The following is a 20540-nucleotide window of genomic DNA, read 5'->3' as shown; positions in this document are numbered from 1 at the left end:
TTAACGTACCTTCAGCGTTGCCAGGCCAATCAGCACCAGCATCAGCGAAATAATCCAGAAGCGCACAATCACGCGCGGCTCCGGCCAGCCTTTCAATTCATAGTGATGGTGAATCGGCGCCATACGGAAGATGCGCTGACCGCGCAGCTTGAATGAGCCCACCTGCAAAATCACTGACAGGGTTTCAACCACGAACACCCCTCCCATGATCACCAGCAAGAACTCCTGACGCAGCAGCACGGCGATGATGCCCAGTGCACCACCCAGCGCCAGCGAACCGACGTCACCCATAAAGACCTGCGCCGGATAGGTGTTGAACCACAAGAATCCGAGCCCCGCGCCCACAATCGCCGTACAGACAATCACCAGCTCGCCGGCATGACGCAGATAAGGAATGTGCAGGTAGTTCGCGAAGTTCATATTCCCGGTTGCCCACGCCACCAGCGCAAACCCGCCAGCCACGAAGACAGTCGGCATAATAGCCAGGCCGTCCAGACCATCGGTCAGGTTCACCGCATTACCGGTACCCACAATGACGAAGTAAGCCAGCAGGATGTAGAAGATCCCCAGCTGTGGCATCACATCCTTGAAGAACGGCACCACCAACTCGGTGGCCGGGGTATCTTTGCCGGCCAGGTAGAGCGCGAATGCCACACCCAGCGCAATCACCGACATCCAGAAGTATTTCCAGCGGGCTATCAGCCCTTTGGTATCTTTGCGTACCACTTTGCGGTAATCATCGACAAAACCAATAATCCCGTAGCCCACCAGCACAACCAGCACACACCAGACATAGGGGTTAGACGGGTAGGCCCACAACAGCACGGAAACGACGATCGCCGTCAGAATCATGATGCCGCCCATGGTTGGCGTACCACGTTTGCTGAAGTGTGATTCCGGACCATCGTTACGGACAACCTGGCCGAAAGAGAGCTTTTGCAGATGGGCAATCATGCGCGGGCCCATCCATAAAGAGATGAACAACGCAGTCAGCAGGCTGACAATGGCGCGAAACGTCAGATAGGAAAAGACGTTAAAGCCTGAATAATATTTGACCAAATGTTCGGCCAGCCAAACTAACATGTCCCATTCTCCTGTAATGCGCGCACAACGTCTTCCATGGCTGCGCTACGTGAACCTTTCACCAAAACGGTGATGATTTGTTTTTCCTGAATCAACGCCTTCAGGCGGGTGATCAGGGCGGCTTTGTCAGCAAAGTGCTCACCTGCGCCGCTTGCCTCACTAAGTGTCTGGCTTAATGCTCCGGTGCTTAACACGCGATCAATACCTGAAGCTTTCGCTGCTTCCCCCACCTGGCGGTGACACGCAACGCTTTCATCACCCAGCTCTGCCATATCACCGACCACCAGCACGCGGTAGCCCGGCATTTCGGACAGCACCTGAACCGCAGCGGTCATCGACCCGACGTTGGCGTTATAGGAGTCGTCCAGCAGCAGTTTGTTTTCCCCCAGTGGGACCGGGAACAGACGACCTGGTACCGCGGTCAAATTTGCCAGTCCGGTTTTGATAGCGCTCAGGGGAGCACCGACCGCCATGGCCAGCGCCGTCGCGGCCAGCGCGTTGGCGATGTTATGGCGCCCCGGCAACGGCAGCAGAACGTCCGTGCTGCCGGTTGGCGTTTGTAAGGTGAACTCTGTACCGTGCGAGGTCACATGGATATTGGTTGCCGTAAAGTCGCTGTTGGCGGCATTCGGTGAAAATCGCCAGGTTTTGCGATCGCCAATCACGCTCTTCCAGTTCAACTGGTCGTTATTATCGGCGTTCATGATGGCGATACCGTTCTGCGGCAGACCGGTATAGATTTCGCCCTTCGCTTTCGCCACGCCTTCGAGCGAGCCAAACCCTTCGAGGTGAGCGGCCGCCAGATTATTGACTAACGCCGCCTCCGGTTTAGTCAGGCTGACGGTCCAGGCGATTTCGCCCTGGTGGTTAGCACCAAGCTCAATCACGGCATACTCATGCTCTGGCGTCAGACGCAGCAGAGTCATCGGCACACCGATGTCATTATTCAGGTTCCCGGCAGTGTAGAGAGTATTACCGCATTGGCTCAAAATGGCCGCGGTCATCTCCTTAACCGAGGTTTTACCGGATGAACCGGTCAGCGCCACGATCCGCGTAGGGACCTGTTGGCGCACCCATGCCGCCAGTTCACCAAACGCCTGGCGGGTATCTTTCACCACCACCTGGGGCAAATCGACATTCAGCTTACGACTCACTAACAGTGCGCCAGCGCCGGCCTCTTTGGCTTGATCGGCAAAATCATGAGCGTCAAAACGCTCGCCCTTCAGTGCCACAAACAGGCACCCTGGGGTGATTTTACGGGTGTCCGTTGTTACCGCATCACAGGTCAGATCCTGTCCCTGTAGTTCACCGTGCAAAATGCCGGCGAGTTGGTTTAGCGATACGCTAATCATGCTACGACCCCCAGCAGACGCGCTGCGGTCACACGATCGGAGTAGTCCAGACGGTTGGTCCCCACGATCTGATAATCTTCGTGCCCTTTACCCGCCAACAAGACCACGTCGTTTTCACCGGCCTGCATAATGGTGTTAGTGACCGCTTCGGCGCGCCCTTCAACAACGCGAGCACGTCCGGCGTCCAGCATCCCGGCCAGGATATCGTTAATGATGGCGCGCGGCTCTTCGGTACGTGGGTTGTCATCCGTCACGACCGGAATGTCTGCAAACTCTTCCGCGATGGCGCCCATCAACGGACGTTTGCCTTTATCACGATCGCCGCCACAGCCAAACACGCACCAGAGTTTGCCGGCACAGTGCAGACGAGCTGCCTGCAGCGCCTTCTCCAGTGCGTCCGGAGTGTGGGCATAATCAACCACTACGGTCGGTTTACCCGGTGCGCTGAAGACTTCCATGCGGCCACATACCGGCTGCAGGCGAGCAGAGATTTTAAGCAGTTCTGCGAGTGGATAACCCAGTGCCAGCAGCGTTGCCAGCGCCAGTAGCAAATTGCTAACGTTAAACGCGCCCATCAGACGGCTTTCAATTTCGCCTTCGCCCCAGGAGGAGGCGAAACGGATGGTTGCACCGCTGTCGTGGTAGTCCACTTCCGTGGCTTTTAGCCAGCGGCCATGACAGTTCGGGTTGATATGATCGTCCATCGACACGGCAACAGCGTCCGGCAGCTTAGCTAGCCAGCGGCGGCCGACTTCATCGTCGGCATTAATGATCGCCTGACCGCAGTGGTGAGTAGAATAGAGCAGCCATTTCGCGGCCTCGTAATTTTCCATATCACCGTGATAATCGAGGTGATCGCGGCTCAGGTTGGTGAACACCGAGGCGGCAAACTTCAGCGCCGCCACACGATGTTGAACCAGCCCGTGAGAAGAGACTTCCATTGCAGCGAAGGTTGCCCCCTGCCCTGCCAGACCCGCCAGCACGTGCTGGACGTCAACCGCAGAGCCGGTGGTGTTTTCTGTTGGGATCACTTTGCCCAGCAAACCATTACCGACGGTGCCCATCACCGCACCGGTCTCGCCAAGCAGCTGCGCCCACTGCGCCATAAGCTGCGTGGTGGTAGTTTTGCCGTTCGTACCGGTTACGCCAATAAGACGCAGTTGTTCAGACGGTTCATGATAAAAACGCCCTGCCAGTGCAGAGAGACGCTCATTCAGCTGGCTGAGAAAGATTACCGGCACGCCGTGCATTTCACGGATTTCACCGTCGGTCGCCTCATCTTTTGCCTCAGCAATAATGGCAGCTACACCTTGCGCAATCGCCTGCGGGATATACCGACGCCCGTCCGCCTGATGACCGACCACCGCTACAAAGAGATCGCCCGATGCAGCCACACGGCTGTCGAGTACCATCTCCCGCAGTGCTCGCTCCGGTGCGTTTGGCACCCATGGAGCAAGAAGGTCGCGCAAATTACGATCTGCCACCTGTTCCCTCACCTTGATTAATTACAAATTCACTTTTCTCGCCCGTTGCCAGCGCATCCGGTTCGATGTTCATGGTACGTAAAACGCCGCCCATGATGGCACCAAACACCGGCGCGGAAACGGCGCCACCGTAGTATTTACCCGCCTGTGGATCGTTAATTACTACCACCAGCGCAAAACGCGGATTGCTTGCAGGCGCTACGCCTGCGGTATAGGCAATGTATTTATTAATGTAGCGACCGTCCGGCCCTACTTTTTTCGCTGTACCGGTCTTAATCGCAATACGATAGCCTTTAATTGCGGCTTTGACCCCGCCGCCGCCTGGCAGCGCCACGCTCTCCATCATATGCACAACCGTACGTACGATAGACTCCGGGAAGACACGCTCGCCGGGGACCGGGGGATCAACTTTGGTAATCGACAGCGGACGATAGATGCCATAGCTGCCAATCGTTGCGTAGACTCGCGCTAACTGTAACGGGGTTACCATTAGCCCGTAGCCGAAAGAGAAGGTGGCCCTCTCTATGTCAGACCACCGTTGTTTTTGAGGATATAAGCCACTGCGTTCTCCGACCAACCCCAAATTGGTCGCCTTTCCTAGCCCAAAACGTGAGTAAGTTTCTACTAACGCTGAGGACGGCATCGCTAACGCCAGCTTAGAAACACCGACGTTACTCGACTTCTGCAGAACCCCGGTCAGGGTCAATTCGCTGTAGCGCGCCACGTCTTTGATTTCGTGGCCGTTAATTCGATAAGGAACGGTGTTCAGCACCGTGTTTTCATTGACGATACCGCGTTGCAGGGCGGTCATGACGACCATAGGCTTCACGGTTGAACCCGGTTCAAACACGTCGGTAATGGACCGGTTACGCATTGCGTCTTTGGCGGTACCGGCGAAATTGTTCGGGTTATAGGAAGGACTGCTGGCCATCGCCAGCACTTCGCCGGTGCTGACGTCGACCAGCACAGCGCTACCTGATTCAGCTTTGTTGAAAGCGACGGCGTTATTCAGCTCACGGTAAACCAGCGCCTGCAGACGCTCATCGATGCTGAGGGCGAGGTTGTGTGCCGCCTGGCTATCGGTAGAGGAGATATCTTCAATGACGCGGCCATAGCGGTCTTTACGCACGATACGCTCGCCTGGCTGGCCGGTGAGCCATTTATCGAAACTCTTCTCGACGCCTTCAATACCCTGGCTATCCACGTTGGTAAAGCCGATGAGGTGAGCGGTAACTTCCCCTGACGGATAGTAACGGCGTGACTCTTCACGCAGATGGATCCCCGGCAGTTTCAGCTTTTTAATGTAATCAGCCATATCAGGATTGACCTGGCGCGCCAGATAGATGAATCGCCCTTTCGGGTTGGCATTCACCCGCGCGGCGAGCTGATCCAGCGGCATTTTGAGCGCGTCAGAGAGTGCTTTCCAGCGGTTATCCAGAGAGATCCCGCCGGCGTCATGCAGCTCCTTCGGATCGGCCCAGATCGCTTTTACCGGCACGCTGACGGCCAGCGGACGACCAGAACGATCGGTGATCAACCCTCGTGATGTCGAGACCTCTTGTACGCGAAGGGAGCGCATGTCCCCCTGACGTACCAGCATATCCGGTGCGATGATCTGTAGCCACGCCACCCGCCCCAGCAGAAAGCCCAGCGCCAGTAAGATACAGCCGCATAACAACGCAAAACGCCAGCTGATAAAGCTGGCCTGTTCTTCCTGACGTTTTGGTTTTAGCGCTTTTGCCGCTGCTCTCATGCGTCGCGTTTTCCCTTATTTTTGTACTACGATATTTTCCTGAGAAGGATCAACATGCTGCATCTGCAGCTTTTCCGTTGCGATCCGTTCAACCCGGCTATGATCGCCGAGCGCATTTTCTTCAAGAATCAAATTTCGCCACTCAATGTCCAGCGCATCACGTTCCAGTACCAGCTGTTCACGTTGCGCCGTTAACAAACGGGTGTGGTGTGCGGTGGTGACCACCGTTACGGCCGTTACGATAATGCAGATGAACAGGCAGAGTGGCAGTTTCCCAAATCGCAAAAGATCGTCACCGATCACGCCAGGCAAGGCATGGCGCTCGTTGCTTCCTAACGATCCCGTCACTTTGCTGAGGGTCTCTGTCACTCTGCTGATCATGCGTTCGTCCTTTCTGCAATGCGCAGTACTGAACTACGGGCACGTGGATTTTCAGCCACTTCTTCTTCGCCCGGCATTAACTTGCCTAGTGCACGCAACTGACGGCCGCCCAGTTTCCTGAGTTGCTCTTCAGTCATCGGTAACCCTGCCGGAACCTGCGGACCGCGGCTCTGTTCGCGCATAAAACGCTTCACAATGCGGTCTTCCAGCGAATGGAAACTGATGATTGAGAGCCGCCCTCCCGGGGCCAGCACGCCGAGCGAGCTTTTTAGCGCCTGCTCTATCTCTTCCAGTTCACTGTTTACCCAGATGCGCACCGCCTGGAATGTACGGGTCGCGGGATGTTTGTATTTATCCTTCACCGGCATCGCCGCTGCGATAACTTCCGCAAGCTCTTTGGTACGGGTCATCGGCTCAATACGGTTACGCTCAACGATGGCGCGGGCAATGCGCTTACCAAAACGTTCTTCACCAAAGGTTTTGATCACCCAGGCGATATCCGCCTCTTCGGCCGTCAGCAACCATTCGGCGGCAGACTGTCCGCGCGTAGGATCCATACGCATGTCCAGCGGGCCATCGCGCATAAAGGAGAAGCCGCGCTCTGCGTCATCAAGCTGTGGTGAAGAGACGCCAAGATCGAGAAGAATACCGTCGATCTTACCGGTCAGATCGCGTTCAGCGACATAGTCAGCCAACGCAGAGAAAGGGCCATGTACGATGGAAAAGCGCGGATCATCGATGGTCTTCGCCACGGCAATAGCCTGCGGATCGCGATCGATTGCCAGTAAGCGACCTTCTGCTCCCAGTTGGGAGAGAATCAGACGCGAGTGACCGCCGCGACCAAATGTCCCATCAATATAAATGCCGTCAGGACGAATATTCAGGCCGTTTACGGCCTCGTCCAACAGCACCGTCGTATGTTTATAATTTTCCATCATTTTTATAGAGACAAATCCTGCAATCGATCCGTTAACATCGCGGAATCGGACTGCTCAGCGTCGATATCATCCTTGACCTGTTGATACCAGGTCGTTTCGTCCCACAGTTCAAACTTGTTGAACTGTCCGACCAGCATCACTTCTTTCGTCAGACCAGCATGTTGCCGCAGTACCGGGGCGATCAATAATCGGCCCGCACTGTCCATCTGACATTCACTCGCATGCCCCAACAACAAACGCTGCACGCGGCGTTCCTGTGGATTCATGCTCGACAGTCGAGACAGCTTTTGCTCAATGATTTCCCATTCAGGCAAGGGGTAAAGCAGCAGGCAGGAGTGGTTGATGTCAATGGTGCACACCATTTGACCAGAAGCGCTCTCGTTCAGCTCATCACGATATCGGGTTGGTACCGATAAACGCCCTTTGCTGTCGAGATTGACTAACGTCGCTCCACGGAACATGCCAGCCTCACCCCCTCAATACCACTTTAACCCACAAAATCCCACCCGAAGGAGTTTACGGAGCGAGGGAAAACCTTGTCAAGCCAGGACTTCCGCCATACCAGACTAAATACGCCAAGTTTACGGACGTAACCTGACCCGGCTAATAACTGAACAACCGGCGAGGCAAATTAACGTTATGAATATTTGTAAGAAAAAATCGAATAAACATAGTGGCGTTAAAGATCACTTCTCTCATCGCAAGGAAATATAAAGTGTCAGTTTGCGACGCGGGCAGCATTTTAAGACATATTGCAGGGGGATAACAGCGCCAGTTGCACGGCTATGTGTCGCAGCCTGCCGCGGTACTGCGCTGGGGAGGTTCAGATGGGAAAAAATGGCTGATAATTCAGCACCGCGCTTCAGGAATGTTACAAAATAATACAACATGGTAAACGAATAACATTGAAATAAGCAGGAAACTGACAAATTTAAATGTTCGAGTAATTGAAGAAGGGGGCTGGCCCTTTTTTAAAGAATTATCCTAAAAAAAATATGGCCATTATTTTTAGAGTATTTAAGCAAAATAACAGGGCAGCCCACCTGCCCTGTCAGGCTATTACACGCGGCTGAGTACACCACGGCGATAAAGATTACGCCGAATACGGGTTAATCCCGGTTTAGGTTTGCGCGGCTCATCCAGGCTTGCCAGCACGATTTCCAGCACTCGTTCCGCCACATCGCGGTGGCGCTGGGCAACGGCCAGTACCGGGCACTGCAGGAAATCGAGCAGTTCATTATCCCCAAAGGTGGCGATAGCCAGATCCGAGGGTAATTTTCCTTCACGACGCAGCGTCACGTCCATCACCCCCTGCAACAGGGCAAAAGAGGTGGTAAAGAGCGCCTGCGGCATCTCGTGCGTCTCTAGCCACTTCTCAAAAAGCTGCGCAGAGGCTTCACGTTCATAGCTATTGGCATAGAGGAACTCCACTTTGCGCGGATCGTCTTTCCATGCGGTCCGGAAGCCCTGTTCACGCAGGTAGCTGACAGATAGCTCTGGCAACGCGCCCAGATAGAGGACTTTCTCTGCCGGGAAGGTGCGCAGCTCTGCCGCCAGCATTTCGGCGTCGTCCTGATCCGCCCCCACAACACTGGTGAAATGTTCGCGATCCAGCGCACGGTCCAGAGCGACAATTGGCAGCGGATCGTTAGCCCAACGCTGATAAAAAGGGTGCTCCGGTGGCAGGGAGGTTGAAACAATGATCGCATCAACCTGACGCTGCAGCAGATGATCGATACAGCGCATTTCGTTATCAGGCTGATCTTCCGAGCAGGCGATAAGCAGCTGATAGCCACGCTGGCGCGCCTGACGTTCCAGATAATTTGCAATACGGGTGTAGCTGGTGTTTTCCAGATCCGGAATGACCAGACCTATTGAACGGGTGCGTCCGGCGCGTAAACCCGCCGCTACGGCATTCGGATGGTAGTTATGTTCACGAACCACTGCCATGACTTTCTCAACGGTCTTATCGCTCACACGATATTGCTTCGCTTTACCGTTAATCACATAGCTTGCCGTAGTTCGTGACACGCCGGCGAGCCGGGCGATTTCATCCAGTTTCACAATTGCCCCTCAAAAAAAATAAAAGAGTCCATGACCTCAACAGGGTTATGGCTAAATCTTTTAACATCTAAGCGCAGAAAAGAGTGTGCGGCAACCGCTTTTGTCTGCACAAAGGTGCAGGCCACAAAAAAAAGCCCGGTTATGAAGACCGGGCATGTTCGAGAGAGGCTCGTTGAGACTTAGCGCATCACTTTATCGCCGCGGGATAACCCTACGACGCCAGAGCGAGCCACTTCAACGATTTTTGCCACATCTCTTACCGACGCGAGGAAAGCATCAAGCTTGTCACTGGTACCCGCAAGCTGCACGGTATAAATAGACGGAGTAACATCGATGATCTGGCCGCGGAAAATCTCCGCGTTACGTTTCACCTCTTCGCGCCCGTAACCGGTGGCCTGAACTTTTACCAGCATGATTTCCCGTTCAACATGGGCCCCCTGCCCCAGCTCGCTCACGCGCAGTACATCCACCAGCTTATGCAGTTGCTTTTCGATCTGCTCCAGCACTTTGGCATCGCCTACGGTCTGAATGGTCATCCGCGAGAGGGTAGGATCGTCGGTGGGCGCCACGGTCAGGCTTTCAATATTGTAGCCGCGCTGTGCGAAAAGCCCGATGACTCGCGATAAGGCCCCAGACTCGTTTTCCAGTAAGACAGATAATATCCGGCGCATATCAGGTTCTCTCCGTTTTGCTTAACCACATTTCATCCATTCCGCCTCCGCGAATGTGCATCGGATAGACGTGTTCAGTGCCGTCTACGATCACATCGACAAACACCAGGCGATTGTTTTTCACCTGTTCAAGCGCTTGCGCGAGCTTCGCTTCCAGCTCTGCCGGATCGGAAACCCGGATCCCAACGTGGCCATAGGCTTCTGCCAGACGAACGAAATCAGGCAGTGACTTCATATATGAATGAGAGTGGCGGCCCGAGTAGATCATGTCCTGCCACTGCTTCACCATCCCCAGATAACCATTGTTAAGGTTTAACACCAGCACCGGAAGGTCATATTGCAGCGCCGTGGAGAGCTCCTGAATATTCATCTGGATACTGCCATCACCCGTCACGCAAACGACGGTTTCCGCTGGCAGCGCCATCTTCACGCCCAGCGCGGCAGGCAGGCCAAAGCCCATGGTTCCCAGACCGCCAGAGTTAATCCAGCGGCGAGGTTTATCAAACGGATAGTAGAGTGCCGCAAACATCTGGTGCTGACCTACGTCTGAGGTGACATAAGCATCGCCGTTTGTCAGACGCCAGATCGTTTCGATTACCGCCTGCGGTTTGATGTGCTCGCTTTGCGTGTCGTATTTCAGACACTGACGCGTACGCCACTGTTCGATCTGCAGCCACCAGTCACGTATGTCGTCGAGCGGCTGCGTGGTTGTCTCCTGCGGCAGTAGCTCCAGCATCTGCAGCAGCACCTGGCGCGCATCGCCCACAATCGGAACGTCCGCCGCGACGGTTTTAGAGATCGAGGTGGGATCGATATCGATATGCAGTACGGTCGCGTTCGGACAATATTTCGCGAGATTATTGGTGGTGCGATCATCAAAGCGAACCCCGACGGCGAAAATCACATCGGAGTTGTGCATCGTCATGTTGGCTTCATAGGTGCCGTGCATGCCAAGCATCCCCAACGCCTGACGATGGGTGGCCGGAAATGCCCCTAATCCCATCAGTGAAGAGGCTACCGGCAGGTTGAGCTTTTCAATCAGCTCACGCAGCGGTTCTTCACAATGGGCATTAATGGCCCCGCCACCGACATAGACAACCGGTTTTTTCGCCGCCAGCAGCGTTTGCAGGGCGCGCTTAATCTGCCCTTTGTGTCCCTGGGTTGTCGGATTATAAGAGCGCATACTGACCGAATCAGGCCAGACGTACGGCAGCTTATTCGCCGGGTTGAGGATATCTTTTGGCAGATCCACCACGACCGGGCCAGGACGGCCGCTGGCCGCCAGCCAGAATGCCTTTTTCAGCACGCCCGGAATGTCTTCCGTCTGTTTCACCAGGAAGCTGTGCTTGACCACCGGCCGGGAGATCCCAACCATGTCACACTCCTGAAAGGCGTCATAACCTATCAGCGATGTCGCGACCTGACCGGAGAGGATCACCAGTGGGATAGAGTCCATATAGGCGGTGGCAATCCCGGTAATGGCATTGGTTGCACCAGGGCCAGAAGTGACAAGCACCACGCCCACTTCGCCGGTCGCGCGCGCCAGTCCATCAGCCATATGCACCGCCGCCTGCTCGTGGCGCACCAGCACGTGGTCAATACCGCCAACGGTATGTAGTGCATCGTAAATATCGAGGACTGCGCCCCCAGGATAACCGAACACTTGCTTCACGCCCTGATCGATTAACGACCGGACGACCATTTCGGCGCCAGACAACATCTCCATGCTTTGCCTCCAGGCATCACGTTACAGACGGACAGCAGAGATCATTTCTGCTCCATCTTTATTGACCAGGGTGACCCCAGTCATTTTTATTGTGCAGAGTGACAGTTAACATAACCGCTTGCCCTCAGGCAGGCAATTCGCGCTCCCCCGAAGGGGATAGCCTAAGAAAGTAGAATCAAGGGGTATAAGGTTGAGTTATGGATAAATATACTGCCAGCAGGAAATGCACCGACCAATAATCACATAAACTGGAAGCGTCACAGAAATTCATCCATTTTTGTGACAAAGAAGGCGAGGTAAAAAAATGGCTGACAGTATAAAATTTCATAACGCTTAAAAAATGCAGGATAAACAACAAATATGGTGCTTATCCTGTGATGTTTTAGCGATGACAGACATTCACTAATAACTCTTCCATCCACTGATGACCTTTATCGCGCCCCGCCGCTTCATGCCAGGAGAGATAACAGGTCCGCGTATTCAACTGCAGAGGCAACGCCTGAATACGTAAGCTCAGCGGTTCGGCAAATTTCTCAGCCAGCCAGCGCGGAGCGATAGCGACCAGATGTGTTTGCGACACAATATTTAATACACTAACCATTGCCATGCCCTGATAAGCAACGCTGGCTTGTTTATCCGGCGTGTCATACCACGGCTGACTGAAGGAAGCATATCTGTCCAGGGCAACAACGGCGTGCTGCTCATTATAAATATCGCTTTCATGCAGCGTGCCATGCAGACGCGGATGTTTTTTACTGGATACCAGAACCATTTCATCTTTGAATAAAGGCACGCAGGAGAATTCCGGGCGACGAAACTCTTCATAACCAATAACAAACTCCGTCTCCTGATAACGCAGTTGATGTTCCGTGTTTTGATTGAGAGAGGATTTGAAGACAAGTTGAATATTGGGGGCGATCTCACCCACTTTATTATAAATAATCGAGGTTAAATAATTATCCAGCGGGCTGCATACACAGAGATGGAAAATACGCTCGCTAACTAACGGCTCAAAACCGGAACCCGGTAGTTCATTTTGCACCAGTTGCAGCGCTTGTCGCACCGAAGCGAACAGCTGGTACGCGCGGGCGGTGGGCTGAATCCCTCTGCCATACCTTACAAATAATTCATCATTAAACATGACTTTAAGTCTTGCAACCGCATTACTTACTGCCGGTTGCGACATCCCCAGGGCGTGTGCCGCCCGGGTAATATTTTGCTCCTGCATTACCGCATCAAAGACGGTAAGCAGATTAAGATCCACGGTACGCAACTGAGGTTTAGTATTCTCATTCTGCGGTGCTTTTTCACTATTTTCGTCACACATATCCATCTTCACTGTCATGCTAAGCTCCTTTTACTTGTGCGCAATAATAAGCTGACAAAATATGATTTATCACGCATATAAAACAAGCAAAAGAGAAATATATAAATTTCAGAAAACATCAAGCTCTGTCACAAGCGATAAAAAGGAGCTCTATACCTTAAAAAGGGAGTTACCTCGTCAAAACATACTAAATAGTTTAGTAATCCAATGAAATCATAATCCCTATAAATATACAATATGGCATCTAATTAAGGATTATTTAAGCCACTATTAATTGTTAACAACTTTCTAGAGGTAATCATTAACAATGAATTATCAACCTTATCACTTTATTCTTCATCACAAAAAAAGAGCCTAAACAACCTTCTGATTCAAAAGGCAATAAAGAATATTACCGATATGTCGCAAAATCTGTACAAATGCAAACAAACATCTTCTTTTAATTCCAGCGATGAATATGCAAATTAATCGCAGAGCATTTAAATTGTCTTCAACGAAAAAAGCAGCACAATTAGCTCATTTCATCTTTGGTTGTCTGCCCCCTCGTCCGCCCTTTTCACCCTTGCGGGGTTGACATCAATGCGCGTATCCAGTACCACTAAAAGCATATCGCATTTAACCGAGGCTAGATTCATGATCCGCAGCATTCGTTTCACCGGTCTACTACTACTAAACGCATCCATTGTGCGCGGTAGACTGGCGGACGAAATTCAGCGTTGAATCGTCTCTGGTAAACAAAAAACCCGCGCCACTGCGCGGGTTTTTTTATGCTCGTAGCAAGGCGCCCAAATACAGACAAGGACCTAACCCATGAGCCAGCAAGTCATTATTTTCGATACGACCTTACGTGATGGTGAACAGGCATTACAGGCCAGCCTGAGTGTTAAAGAAAAACTGCAGATTGCTCTGGCCCTCGAACGTATGGGCGTAGATGTCATGGAAGTGGGTTTCCCGGTCTCCTCCCCGGGTGATTTTGAATCTGTACAGACCATCGCCCGCACGATCAAAAACAGCCGGGTTTGTGGTCTGGCGCGCTGTGTAGAAAAGGATATCGACGTCGCTGCCGAGTCGCTGAAAGTGGCTGAAGCTTTCCGTATCCATACCTTTATCGCCACCTCGCCAATGCACATTGCAACCAAATTGCGTAGTACGCTGGACGAAGTGATTGAGCGCTCCATCTATATGGTAAAACGCGCCCGTAATTACACTGATGACGTGGAATTCTCATGCGAAGACGCGGGCCGCACCCCAATTGCTGACCTGGCGCGCGTCGTCGAAGCCGCCATCAGCGCAGGCGCAACCACCATCAATATCCCGGATACCGTCGGCTATACCATGCCGTTCGAGTTCTCCAATATCATCACCGGGCTGTATGAGCGTGTGCCTAACATCGACAAAGCCATCATCTCTGTGCATACCCACGACGACCTGGGCCTGGCCGTAGGTAACGCCATTGCCGCCGTCCACGCGGGTGCCCGCCAGGTTGAAGGCGCGATGAACGGTATCGGCGAGCGCGCCGGTAACTGTTCACTGGAAGAGGTCATCATGGCCATCAAGGTGCGCAAAGACATCATGAATGTGCACACCCGCATCAATCACAACGAAATCTGGCGTACCAGCCAGACGGTCAGCCAGATCTGCAACATGCCGATCCCGGCGAATAAAGCCATCGTCGGCACCGGCGCCTTTGCCCACTCCTCGGGCATTCACCAGGATGGCGTGCTGAAAAATCGCGAAAACTACGAAATCATGACCCCGGAATCCATCGGGCTGAATCAAGTGCAGTTGAACCTGACCTCCCGTTCCGGCCGTGCGGCGGTGAAACACCGTATGGAAGAGATGGGTTACAAAGAGGCCGACTACAACATGGATCAGCTGTATGACGCGTTCCTGAAGCTGGCGGATAAAAAAGGTCAGGTATTCGATTACGATCTGGAAGCTTTGGCGTTTATTAATAAGCAGCAAGAGGAACCAGAGCACTTCCGTCTGGATTACTTCAGCGTGCAGTCGGGCTCCAGCGATATTGCCACCGCCTCCGTCAAACTGGCCTGTGGTGAAGAAGTGAAAGCCGAAGCGGCTAACGGAAACGGCCCGGTCGATGCGATCTATCAGGCCATCAACCGCATCACCGACTATGACATTGAGCTGGTGAAATACGGTTTAAGCGCCAAAGGTCACGGCAAAGATGCGCTGGGTCAGGTAGACATTGTGGTCAACTACAACGGCCGTCGCTTCCACGGCGTAGGTCTGGCGACCGATATCGTCGAATCCTCCGCGAAGGCGATGGTGCATGTCCTGAACAACATCTGGCGCGCCGCTGAGGTCGAGAAAGAGTTACAACGCAAAGCTCAGAATAAAGAGAACAATAAGGAAACCGTGTAATGTCGAAGAATTACCATATTGCTGTGTTACCGGGTGATGGAATTGGCCCCGAAGTTATGGCACAGGCGCTGAAAGTACTGGAAGCGATTCGCACCCGTTTTGCGATGAAAATTACCACCAGCCACTATGATGTGGGCGGTATCGCCATTGATAATCACGGTACGCCGTTGCCACAGGCCACGGTCACCGGCTGTGAAAACGCCGATGCCGTTTTGTTCGGCTCCGTGGGCGGCCCGAAATGGGAGCATCTCCCTCCTGCCGGGCAGCCTGAGCGTGGTGCTCTGCTGCCGCTGCGTAAGCATTTCAAATTATTCAGTAACCTGCGTCCGGCCAAACTCTACCAGGGCCTGGAAGAGTTCTGCCCACTGCGCGCCGACATCGCCGCCAACGGTTTCGATATCCTTTGCGTACGTGAATTGACGGGCGGGATCTACTTCGGCCAGCCGAAAGGCCGCGAAGGCAGCGGTCAGCATGAAAAAGCATTTGATACCGAGGTCTATCATCGCTTTGAGATCGAGCGCATTGCCCGCATCGCCTTTGAATCTGCACGCAAGCGCCGTCACAAAGTGACCTCAATTGATAAAGCCAACGTCCTGCAATCCTCCATTTTGTGGCGTGAAATCGTGAACGAGATCGCTCAGGAGTATCCGGACGTTGAGCTGTCACATATGTACATCGACAACGCGACCATGCAGTTGATCAAAGACCCGTCACAGTTCGACGTACTGCTCTGTTCGAATCTGTTCGGCGATATTCTGTCTGACGAGTGCGCCATGATCACCGGCTCTATGGGCATGCTGCCCTCTGCCAGTCTGAACGAAGAAGGTTTTGGTCTGTATGAGCCTGCTGGTGGCTCGGCGCCGGATATTGCGGGTAAAAACATCGCTAACCCTATTGCGCAGATCCTCTCCCTGGCGCTGCTGTTACGCTACAGCCTGGATGCAAACGATGCGGCAACCGCCATTGAAAATGCCATTAACCGCGCCTTAGAAGAGGGCGTGCGGACAGGCGATTTAGCCCGCGGTAACGCGGCAGTCAGTACCGAAGAAATGGGCGATATCATTGCCCGCTATGTCGCTGAAGGGGTGTAATCATGGCGAAGACGTTGTACGAAAAAATTTATGATGCTCACGTGGTTTACGAAGCGCAGAACGAAACCCCGCTGCTCTATATCGATCGCCATCTGGTACATGAAGTGACCTCTCCGCAGGCGTTTGACGGCCTGCGTGCTCATCATCGTCCAGTGCGCCAGCCGGGTAAAACCTTCGCGACCATGGATCATAACGTTTCCACCCAGACGAAAGACATTAACGCGTCCGGTGAGATGGCGCGGATTCAGATGCAGGAGCTGATCAAAAACTGCAACGAGTTTGGCGTAGAACTCTATGATCTGAACCACCCTTACCAGGGTATCGTGCACGTGATGGGCCCTGAACAGGGTATCACCCTGCCGGGGATGACCATAGTCTGCGGCGATTCCCACACCGCCACCCACGGCGCATTTGGCGCGTTAGCATTCGGTATCGGCACCTCTGAGGTCGAACATGTTCTGGCGACCCAGACCCTGAAGCAAGGGCGCGCGAAGACCATGAAGATTGAGGTAAAAGGTCAGGCCGCCCCTGGTATTACCGCAAAAGATATTGTCCTTGCGATCATCGGTAAAACCGGCAGCGCTGGCGGCACCGGTCACGTGGTGGAGTTCTGCGGCGATGCCATCCAGGCGTTGAGCATGGAAGGACGTATGACCCTGTGCAACATGGCTATCGAAATGGGTGCCAAAGCGGGCCTGGTCGCGCCGGACCAAACCACCTTTGACTATGTGAAAGGGCGTCTGCATGCGCCAAAAGGCCAGCATTATGACGAGGCAGTTGCCTACTGGAAGACGCTGAAGACCGATGACGGCGCCACCTTCGATACTGTGGTAACCCTGCAGGCCGAAGAGATCGCACCGCAGGTCACCTGGGGGACTAACCCGGGGCAAGTTATCTCCGTGAACGACGCGGTTCCGGATCCCACCTCCTTTGCCGATCCGGTTGAACGCGCCAGCGCCGAGAAAGCGCTGGCCTATATGGGCTTACAGCCGGGCGTACCCTTAACTGAGGTGACGATCGATAAGGTGTTTATCGGCTCCTGCACCAACTCGCGCATCGAAGATTTACGCGCCGCGGCAGAGATCGCCAAAGGCCGCAAAGTGGCACCGGGCGTTCAGGCGCTGGTCGTCCCTGGCTCTGGCCCGGTGAAAGCGCAGGCGGAGGAAGAGGGTCTGGATAAGATCTTTATCGACGCCGGCTTTGAATGGCGTCTGCCTGGCTGCTCTATGTGTCTGGCCATGAACAACGACCGTCTTAACCCAGGTGAACGCTGCGCCTCTACCAGCAACCGTAATTTCGAAGGCCGTCAGGGTCGCGGTGGACGCACGCACCTGGTCAGCCCGGCCATGGCAGCGGCCGCCGCCGTTACCGGCCATTTCGCCGACATCCGCAACCTGAAATAAGGAAGACAATCATGGCAGAGAAATTTACCCAGCATACGGGCCTGGTTGTCCCTCTGGACGCGGCCAACGTCGACACCGACGCCATCATTCCAAAGCAGTTTTTACAGAAGGTGACCCGCACCGGCTTTGGCGCGCACCTGTTTAACGACTGGCGTTTCCTCGATGACAAAGGCGAAGTACCGAACCCGGAATTTGTGCTGAACTTTCCGGAGTTCAAAGGGGCTTCCATCCTGCTGGCTCGCGAAAACTTTGGCTGCGGCTCCTCGCGTGAGCACGCGCCATGGGCATTGACCGATTACGGTTTCAAAGTGGTTATCGCCCCCAGCTTTGCCGACATCTTTTATGGCAACAGTTTTAACAACCAGCTGTTGCCGGTGACCCTGAGCGATGCGCAGGTAGACGAGATGTTTGCGCTGGTGAAAGCGCAGCCGGGGATCACCTTTGAGGTGGACCTGGAAGCTCAGGTGGTGAAGGCGGGCGAAAAGTCTTACAGCTTTAAGATTGATGATTTCCGCCGCCACTGCATGCTCAATGGCCTGGACAGCATCGGCCTGACGTTACAGCATGAAGAGGCAATCTCCGCCTACGAGAACAAACAGCCTGCGTTTATGGGCTAAAAAACAGGCCCGCGTCTGGCGGGCCTGTTTTCCCTTACCTGTTTTTCCTTCCCTGTATTACCTTTCCCTTTAATAAAATATAAATAAATAATAATTATCAAAATAAAATAATCATTATTTCCGCATATAAATAACGCCATTCCGACCTCATAATAAATAATAAAACCAAATTCAAAGCGCCTTATTTAATGATCAAAATCAACAGGGTCCAATATTAATAACACTTATACTTGGCGGACATGATAATTTGCAAGGAGCACTACCATGAATAAACGTCGTTTTGTCGCCATCGTATTATCGACTCTGCTTTTAGCCGGTTGCGGAATGAGTCCGGCCGTAACAGAGAAAGAGATGAAAGATGCCGCGTCATTTGCCCTGAATGTCGACGCCAGCAAGGTAACCATCTCAAATGTGGACAAAAAAGGGGTTAAAACCAATTTCGTCGCCACCGTCAATAACACGGCCCACCGTTGCTACGTAACCAAAGTCGGCGCGGCAAAATTATATGGCGTGATTCCATTAGGCGCTGAGGATACGGTATCCGATGCGATTTGTGCCGGCACTAATAACGGCACCAGTAATACCACATGTGATGCGCTTTCCAGGAAAGCCGGTCGTTGTTAATAAAAGAGTCAAGGCTAGTGGAGATATTTCCCCCCTCCGCTAGCCTCACACCCTGCATAGGTTTCAACAATAATAACGGCTCGTCGTTTTTTACCGTTAAATACTCTACTTACTCACGGTTCTTCATTATTCCCTTAATAAGAACCGCCATCCTGTTTTTATTCTTTCCCGAACCGCTTAATCACGGTCAGACATCTTTCACCCGGGAGGTGATCGCTAAGGTCACCACCGAGATAGCCGCAATCGTCCAGTAAACCGCTGCATGTCCGTAGCTCTGGGCCAGAGCGCCCTGAATCATCCCCGCCAGAATCACCCCCGTAGAGATGCTGTTTGTGAACAGGGTGGTGGCCGAGCCCGCCCGGCCGGGCATCAAATCCTGGAACCAAAGCATCCCTATCCCGGCAACGATCCCGATAAAAATGGCATTAAACAGCTGGAGCGCCAGCAGCGCCTCACGGCTATGAAACAGAATTAACCCCACGTAAAACATCACCCCCGCCGCCACGGCAAGGGTCATCATTCGGCGTTTACCGAAGCGTTTTACGTAATATCCCGCCAGGATCATGGCCGGGATCTCAAGCCCCGCGGCCGTGCCCATCAAAATACCCGCCAGCTTATCCGGCAACCCCAGATCGCTGCTGATCCACAAAGGCATATCAATGATATACATGGTGTTACAGGTCCACATCAGCGTCGAGGCGATAAACAGCAGGCGGACATTTTTGTTATGCCAGCCGCTCACCTGGGTCACCGGGGTATCCACTGTCTGCTCTACCCGTGCGACAGAGGGCAGCGCAAAGGCGATAAGCCCCAGACTGATGGCGAAGATTGCCGCCGCGATGGAGAACATGGCGGTAAAGCCGTAATTGAGGGCCAGCATAAAGGCCAGCGGCGGGCCGATTACCCACGCCAGCGAGAGCTGAGCACGCATGACCGAACTGAACATCACCACTTCCCGCGCGGAGTTGTCGGCGTATTCACGGGCCAGGGCAAAGAGCTGTGGCATGGCGGTGTTCGCCAGCGCCGCCAGCAGAACCCCGCAGGTAAGTAAGGTCATGTAATGGCGGTTAAATGCAAACAGCAGTGCGTTAGCAATGGCCATGGCGCAGCAGAAGAGGATCAATTTACGCCGGTCGCCCTGACTGTCGGAGCGCTTCGCCAGCCACAGGCTGACCAGAATCCCGGCGATGGCATTGACCGTGTAGAACAACCCTACCCAGAAAGGTTGCGCCCCGACTTCACGACTCAGGAACAGGCTTAAGGTCGGAGCCTGCAGCGCGCCGGCGACGCCCATCATAAACGCCACTATCATAAACGCGGCATAGACACCGTTGAGGCGGCGACCCATCGTCATTAACCAGAGCATGACCCTATCCTTAAGCGCAAAAGAAATGAAAAAAGCCAGCAGATAATAACTGCTGGCGTGGTGATTAGCACCAATACTCAGTCACACATGATCGAGGCGAGTCAGCGTTCAGAAGTCGGCGTTGTAACGTCCCACTGCATCAACTCTTCCAGTATTTTGAACCGTTGTGCTTCACACTGGCGGGCCAGCCAGGACACTCCCTTTGTCGCGGCAAAGTACTGTTGGAAAAACTGACGTGCGGTCGACTTCCTCATATTCACCTCCTCGCTTCATCGAAG

At 53.5% G+C, this 20540-nt stretch carries 19 protein-coding genes; 6 read left to right on the top strand and 13 right to left on the bottom strand.

The genetic code is table 11. The annotated features are described in order from the left end of the window. The 11 genes from mraY to leuO form a co-directional block, all read right to left on the bottom strand. On the bottom strand, positions 1-1083 hold the full coding sequence (mraY, locus tag B3B59_RS07195) for a phospho-N-acetylmuramoyl-pentapeptide-transferase (protein ID WP_040077172.1): 1083 nt from the start codon (positions 1081-1083) through the stop codon (positions 1-3). Further along, positions 1077-2435, bottom strand: coding sequence for a UDP-N-acetylmuramoyl-tripeptide--D-alanyl-D-alanine ligase (gene murF / locus B3B59_RS07190; RefSeq protein WP_263616175.1), 1359 nt, complete (start codon positions 2433-2435; stop codon positions 1077-1079). The genes mraY and murF overlap by 7 nt, the downstream gene beginning before the upstream one ends. Further along, the gene (gene murE, locus B3B59_RS07185) at positions 2432-3919 is read right to left on the bottom strand and encodes a UDP-N-acetylmuramoyl-L-alanyl-D-glutamate--2,6-diaminopimelate ligase (protein ID WP_286808522.1); all 1488 of its coding nucleotides are present in this window, start codon (positions 3917-3919) and stop codon (positions 2432-2434) included. Before murE ends, murF begins: the two co-directional genes overlap by 4 nt. After that, the gene (locus B3B59_RS07180; protein ID WP_040077175.1) at positions 3906-5672 is read right to left on the bottom strand and encodes a peptidoglycan glycosyltransferase FtsI; all 1767 of its coding nucleotides are present in this window, start codon (positions 5670-5672) and stop codon (positions 3906-3908) included. Before B3B59_RS07180 ends, murE begins: the two co-directional genes overlap by 14 nt. A 15-nt stretch (positions 5673-5687) precedes the next feature. Beyond that, positions 5688-6053: a cell division protein FtsL gene (gene ftsL, locus B3B59_RS07175; protein ID WP_040077176.1), complete on the bottom strand. Its 366-nt coding sequence runs from the start codon at positions 6051-6053 to the stop codon at positions 5688-5690. After that, positions 6050-6991, bottom strand: a complete 942-nt coding sequence (gene rsmH, locus B3B59_RS07170; protein WP_040077177.1) for a 16S rRNA (cytosine(1402)-N(4))-methyltransferase RsmH — start codon at positions 6989-6991, stop codon at positions 6050-6052. Before rsmH ends, ftsL begins: the two co-directional genes overlap by 4 nt. 2 nt (positions 6992-6993) lie before the next feature. Next, positions 6994-7452: a division/cell wall cluster transcriptional repressor MraZ gene (mraZ, locus tag B3B59_RS07165; protein WP_040077178.1), complete on the bottom strand. Its 459-nt coding sequence runs from the start codon at positions 7450-7452 to the stop codon at positions 6994-6996. Between the two features lie 598 nt (positions 7453-8050). Further along, positions 8051-9055 carry a catabolite repressor/activator gene (cra, locus tag B3B59_RS07160; protein ID WP_040077179.1) on the bottom strand — a complete coding sequence of 335 codons (1005 nt, stop codon included), beginning with the start codon at positions 9053-9055 and terminating at the stop codon, positions 8051-8053. Between the two features lie 179 nt (positions 9056-9234). Continuing rightward, a complete protein-coding gene (gene ilvN / locus B3B59_RS07155) occupies positions 9235-9726 on the bottom strand; it encodes an acetolactate synthase small subunit (protein WP_040077180.1) in 492 nt (163 codons plus the stop codon). Position 9727: 1 nt separating this feature from the next. Then, complete coding sequence (gene ilvI / locus B3B59_RS07150) at positions 9728-11452, bottom strand: acetolactate synthase 3 large subunit (RefSeq protein ID WP_046884990.1); 1725 nt, start codon at positions 11450-11452, stop codon at positions 9728-9730. Between the two features lie 382 nt (positions 11453-11834). After that, positions 11835-12797: a transcriptional regulator LeuO gene (leuO, locus tag B3B59_RS07145; protein ID WP_046884991.1), complete on the bottom strand. Its 963-nt coding sequence runs from the start codon at positions 12795-12797 to the stop codon at positions 11835-11837. A gap of 561 nt (positions 12798-13358) precedes the next feature. On the opposite strand from leuO, the gene leuL reads away from it, so the two are divergent. The 6 genes from leuL to B3B59_RS07120 all read left to right on the top strand — a co-directional run bounded on the left by leuL (position 13359) and on the right by B3B59_RS07120 (position 18896). Then, complete coding sequence (gene leuL / locus B3B59_RS20480; RefSeq protein ID WP_207292991.1) at positions 13359-13499, top strand: leu operon leader peptide; 141 nt, start codon at positions 13359-13361, stop codon at positions 13497-13499. Positions 13500-13589: 90 nt separating this feature from the next. Continuing rightward, positions 13590-15161: a 2-isopropylmalate synthase gene (leuA, locus tag B3B59_RS07140; protein ID WP_040077183.1), complete on the top strand. Its 1572-nt coding sequence runs from the start codon at positions 13590-13592 to the stop codon at positions 15159-15161. After that, complete coding sequence (leuB, locus tag B3B59_RS07135) at positions 15161-16252, top strand: 3-isopropylmalate dehydrogenase (protein ID WP_207292990.1); 1092 nt, start codon at positions 15161-15163, stop codon at positions 16250-16252. The genes leuA and leuB overlap by 1 nt, the downstream gene beginning before the upstream one ends. A gap of 2 nt (positions 16253-16254) precedes the next feature. Beyond that, complete coding sequence (gene leuC, locus B3B59_RS07130; protein WP_207292989.1) at positions 16255-17655, top strand: 3-isopropylmalate dehydratase large subunit; 1401 nt, start codon at positions 16255-16257, stop codon at positions 17653-17655. Positions 17656-17666: 11 nt separating this feature from the next. Then, a complete protein-coding gene (gene leuD / locus B3B59_RS07125) occupies positions 17667-18272 on the top strand; it encodes a 3-isopropylmalate dehydratase small subunit (RefSeq protein WP_046884994.1) in 606 nt (201 codons plus the stop codon). A 351-nt stretch (positions 18273-18623) separates the two neighbouring features. Next, a complete protein-coding gene (locus tag B3B59_RS07120) occupies positions 18624-18896 on the top strand; it encodes a hypothetical protein (RefSeq protein ID WP_040078599.1) in 273 nt (90 codons plus the stop codon). A gap of 187 nt (positions 18897-19083) precedes the next feature. Here B3B59_RS07120 and B3B59_RS07115 read toward each other — a convergent pair whose 3' ends face one another. Then, positions 19084-20262, bottom strand: coding sequence for a sugar efflux transporter (locus B3B59_RS07115; protein ID WP_040077189.1), 1179 nt, complete (start codon positions 20260-20262; stop codon positions 19084-19086). Positions 20263-20363: 101 nt separating this feature from the next. Continuing rightward, positions 20364-20516 (bottom strand): glucose uptake inhibitor SgrT, encoded by a 153-nt coding sequence (sgrT, locus tag B3B59_RS07110; protein ID WP_046884995.1) that lies wholly within the window; start codon positions 20514-20516, stop codon positions 20364-20366. Between the last annotated feature and the right edge of the window lie 24 nt (positions 20517-20540).

Origin of the sequence: Leclercia sp. UBA2479, from assembly GCF_002341985.1 — a bacterium.
Lineage (GTDB): Bacteria > Pseudomonadota > Gammaproteobacteria > Enterobacterales > Enterobacteriaceae > Enterobacter > Enterobacter pneumoniae.
Note: the sequence above shows the minus strand (reverse complement) of the source record. Positions and strands in the feature narration are given on the sequence as shown.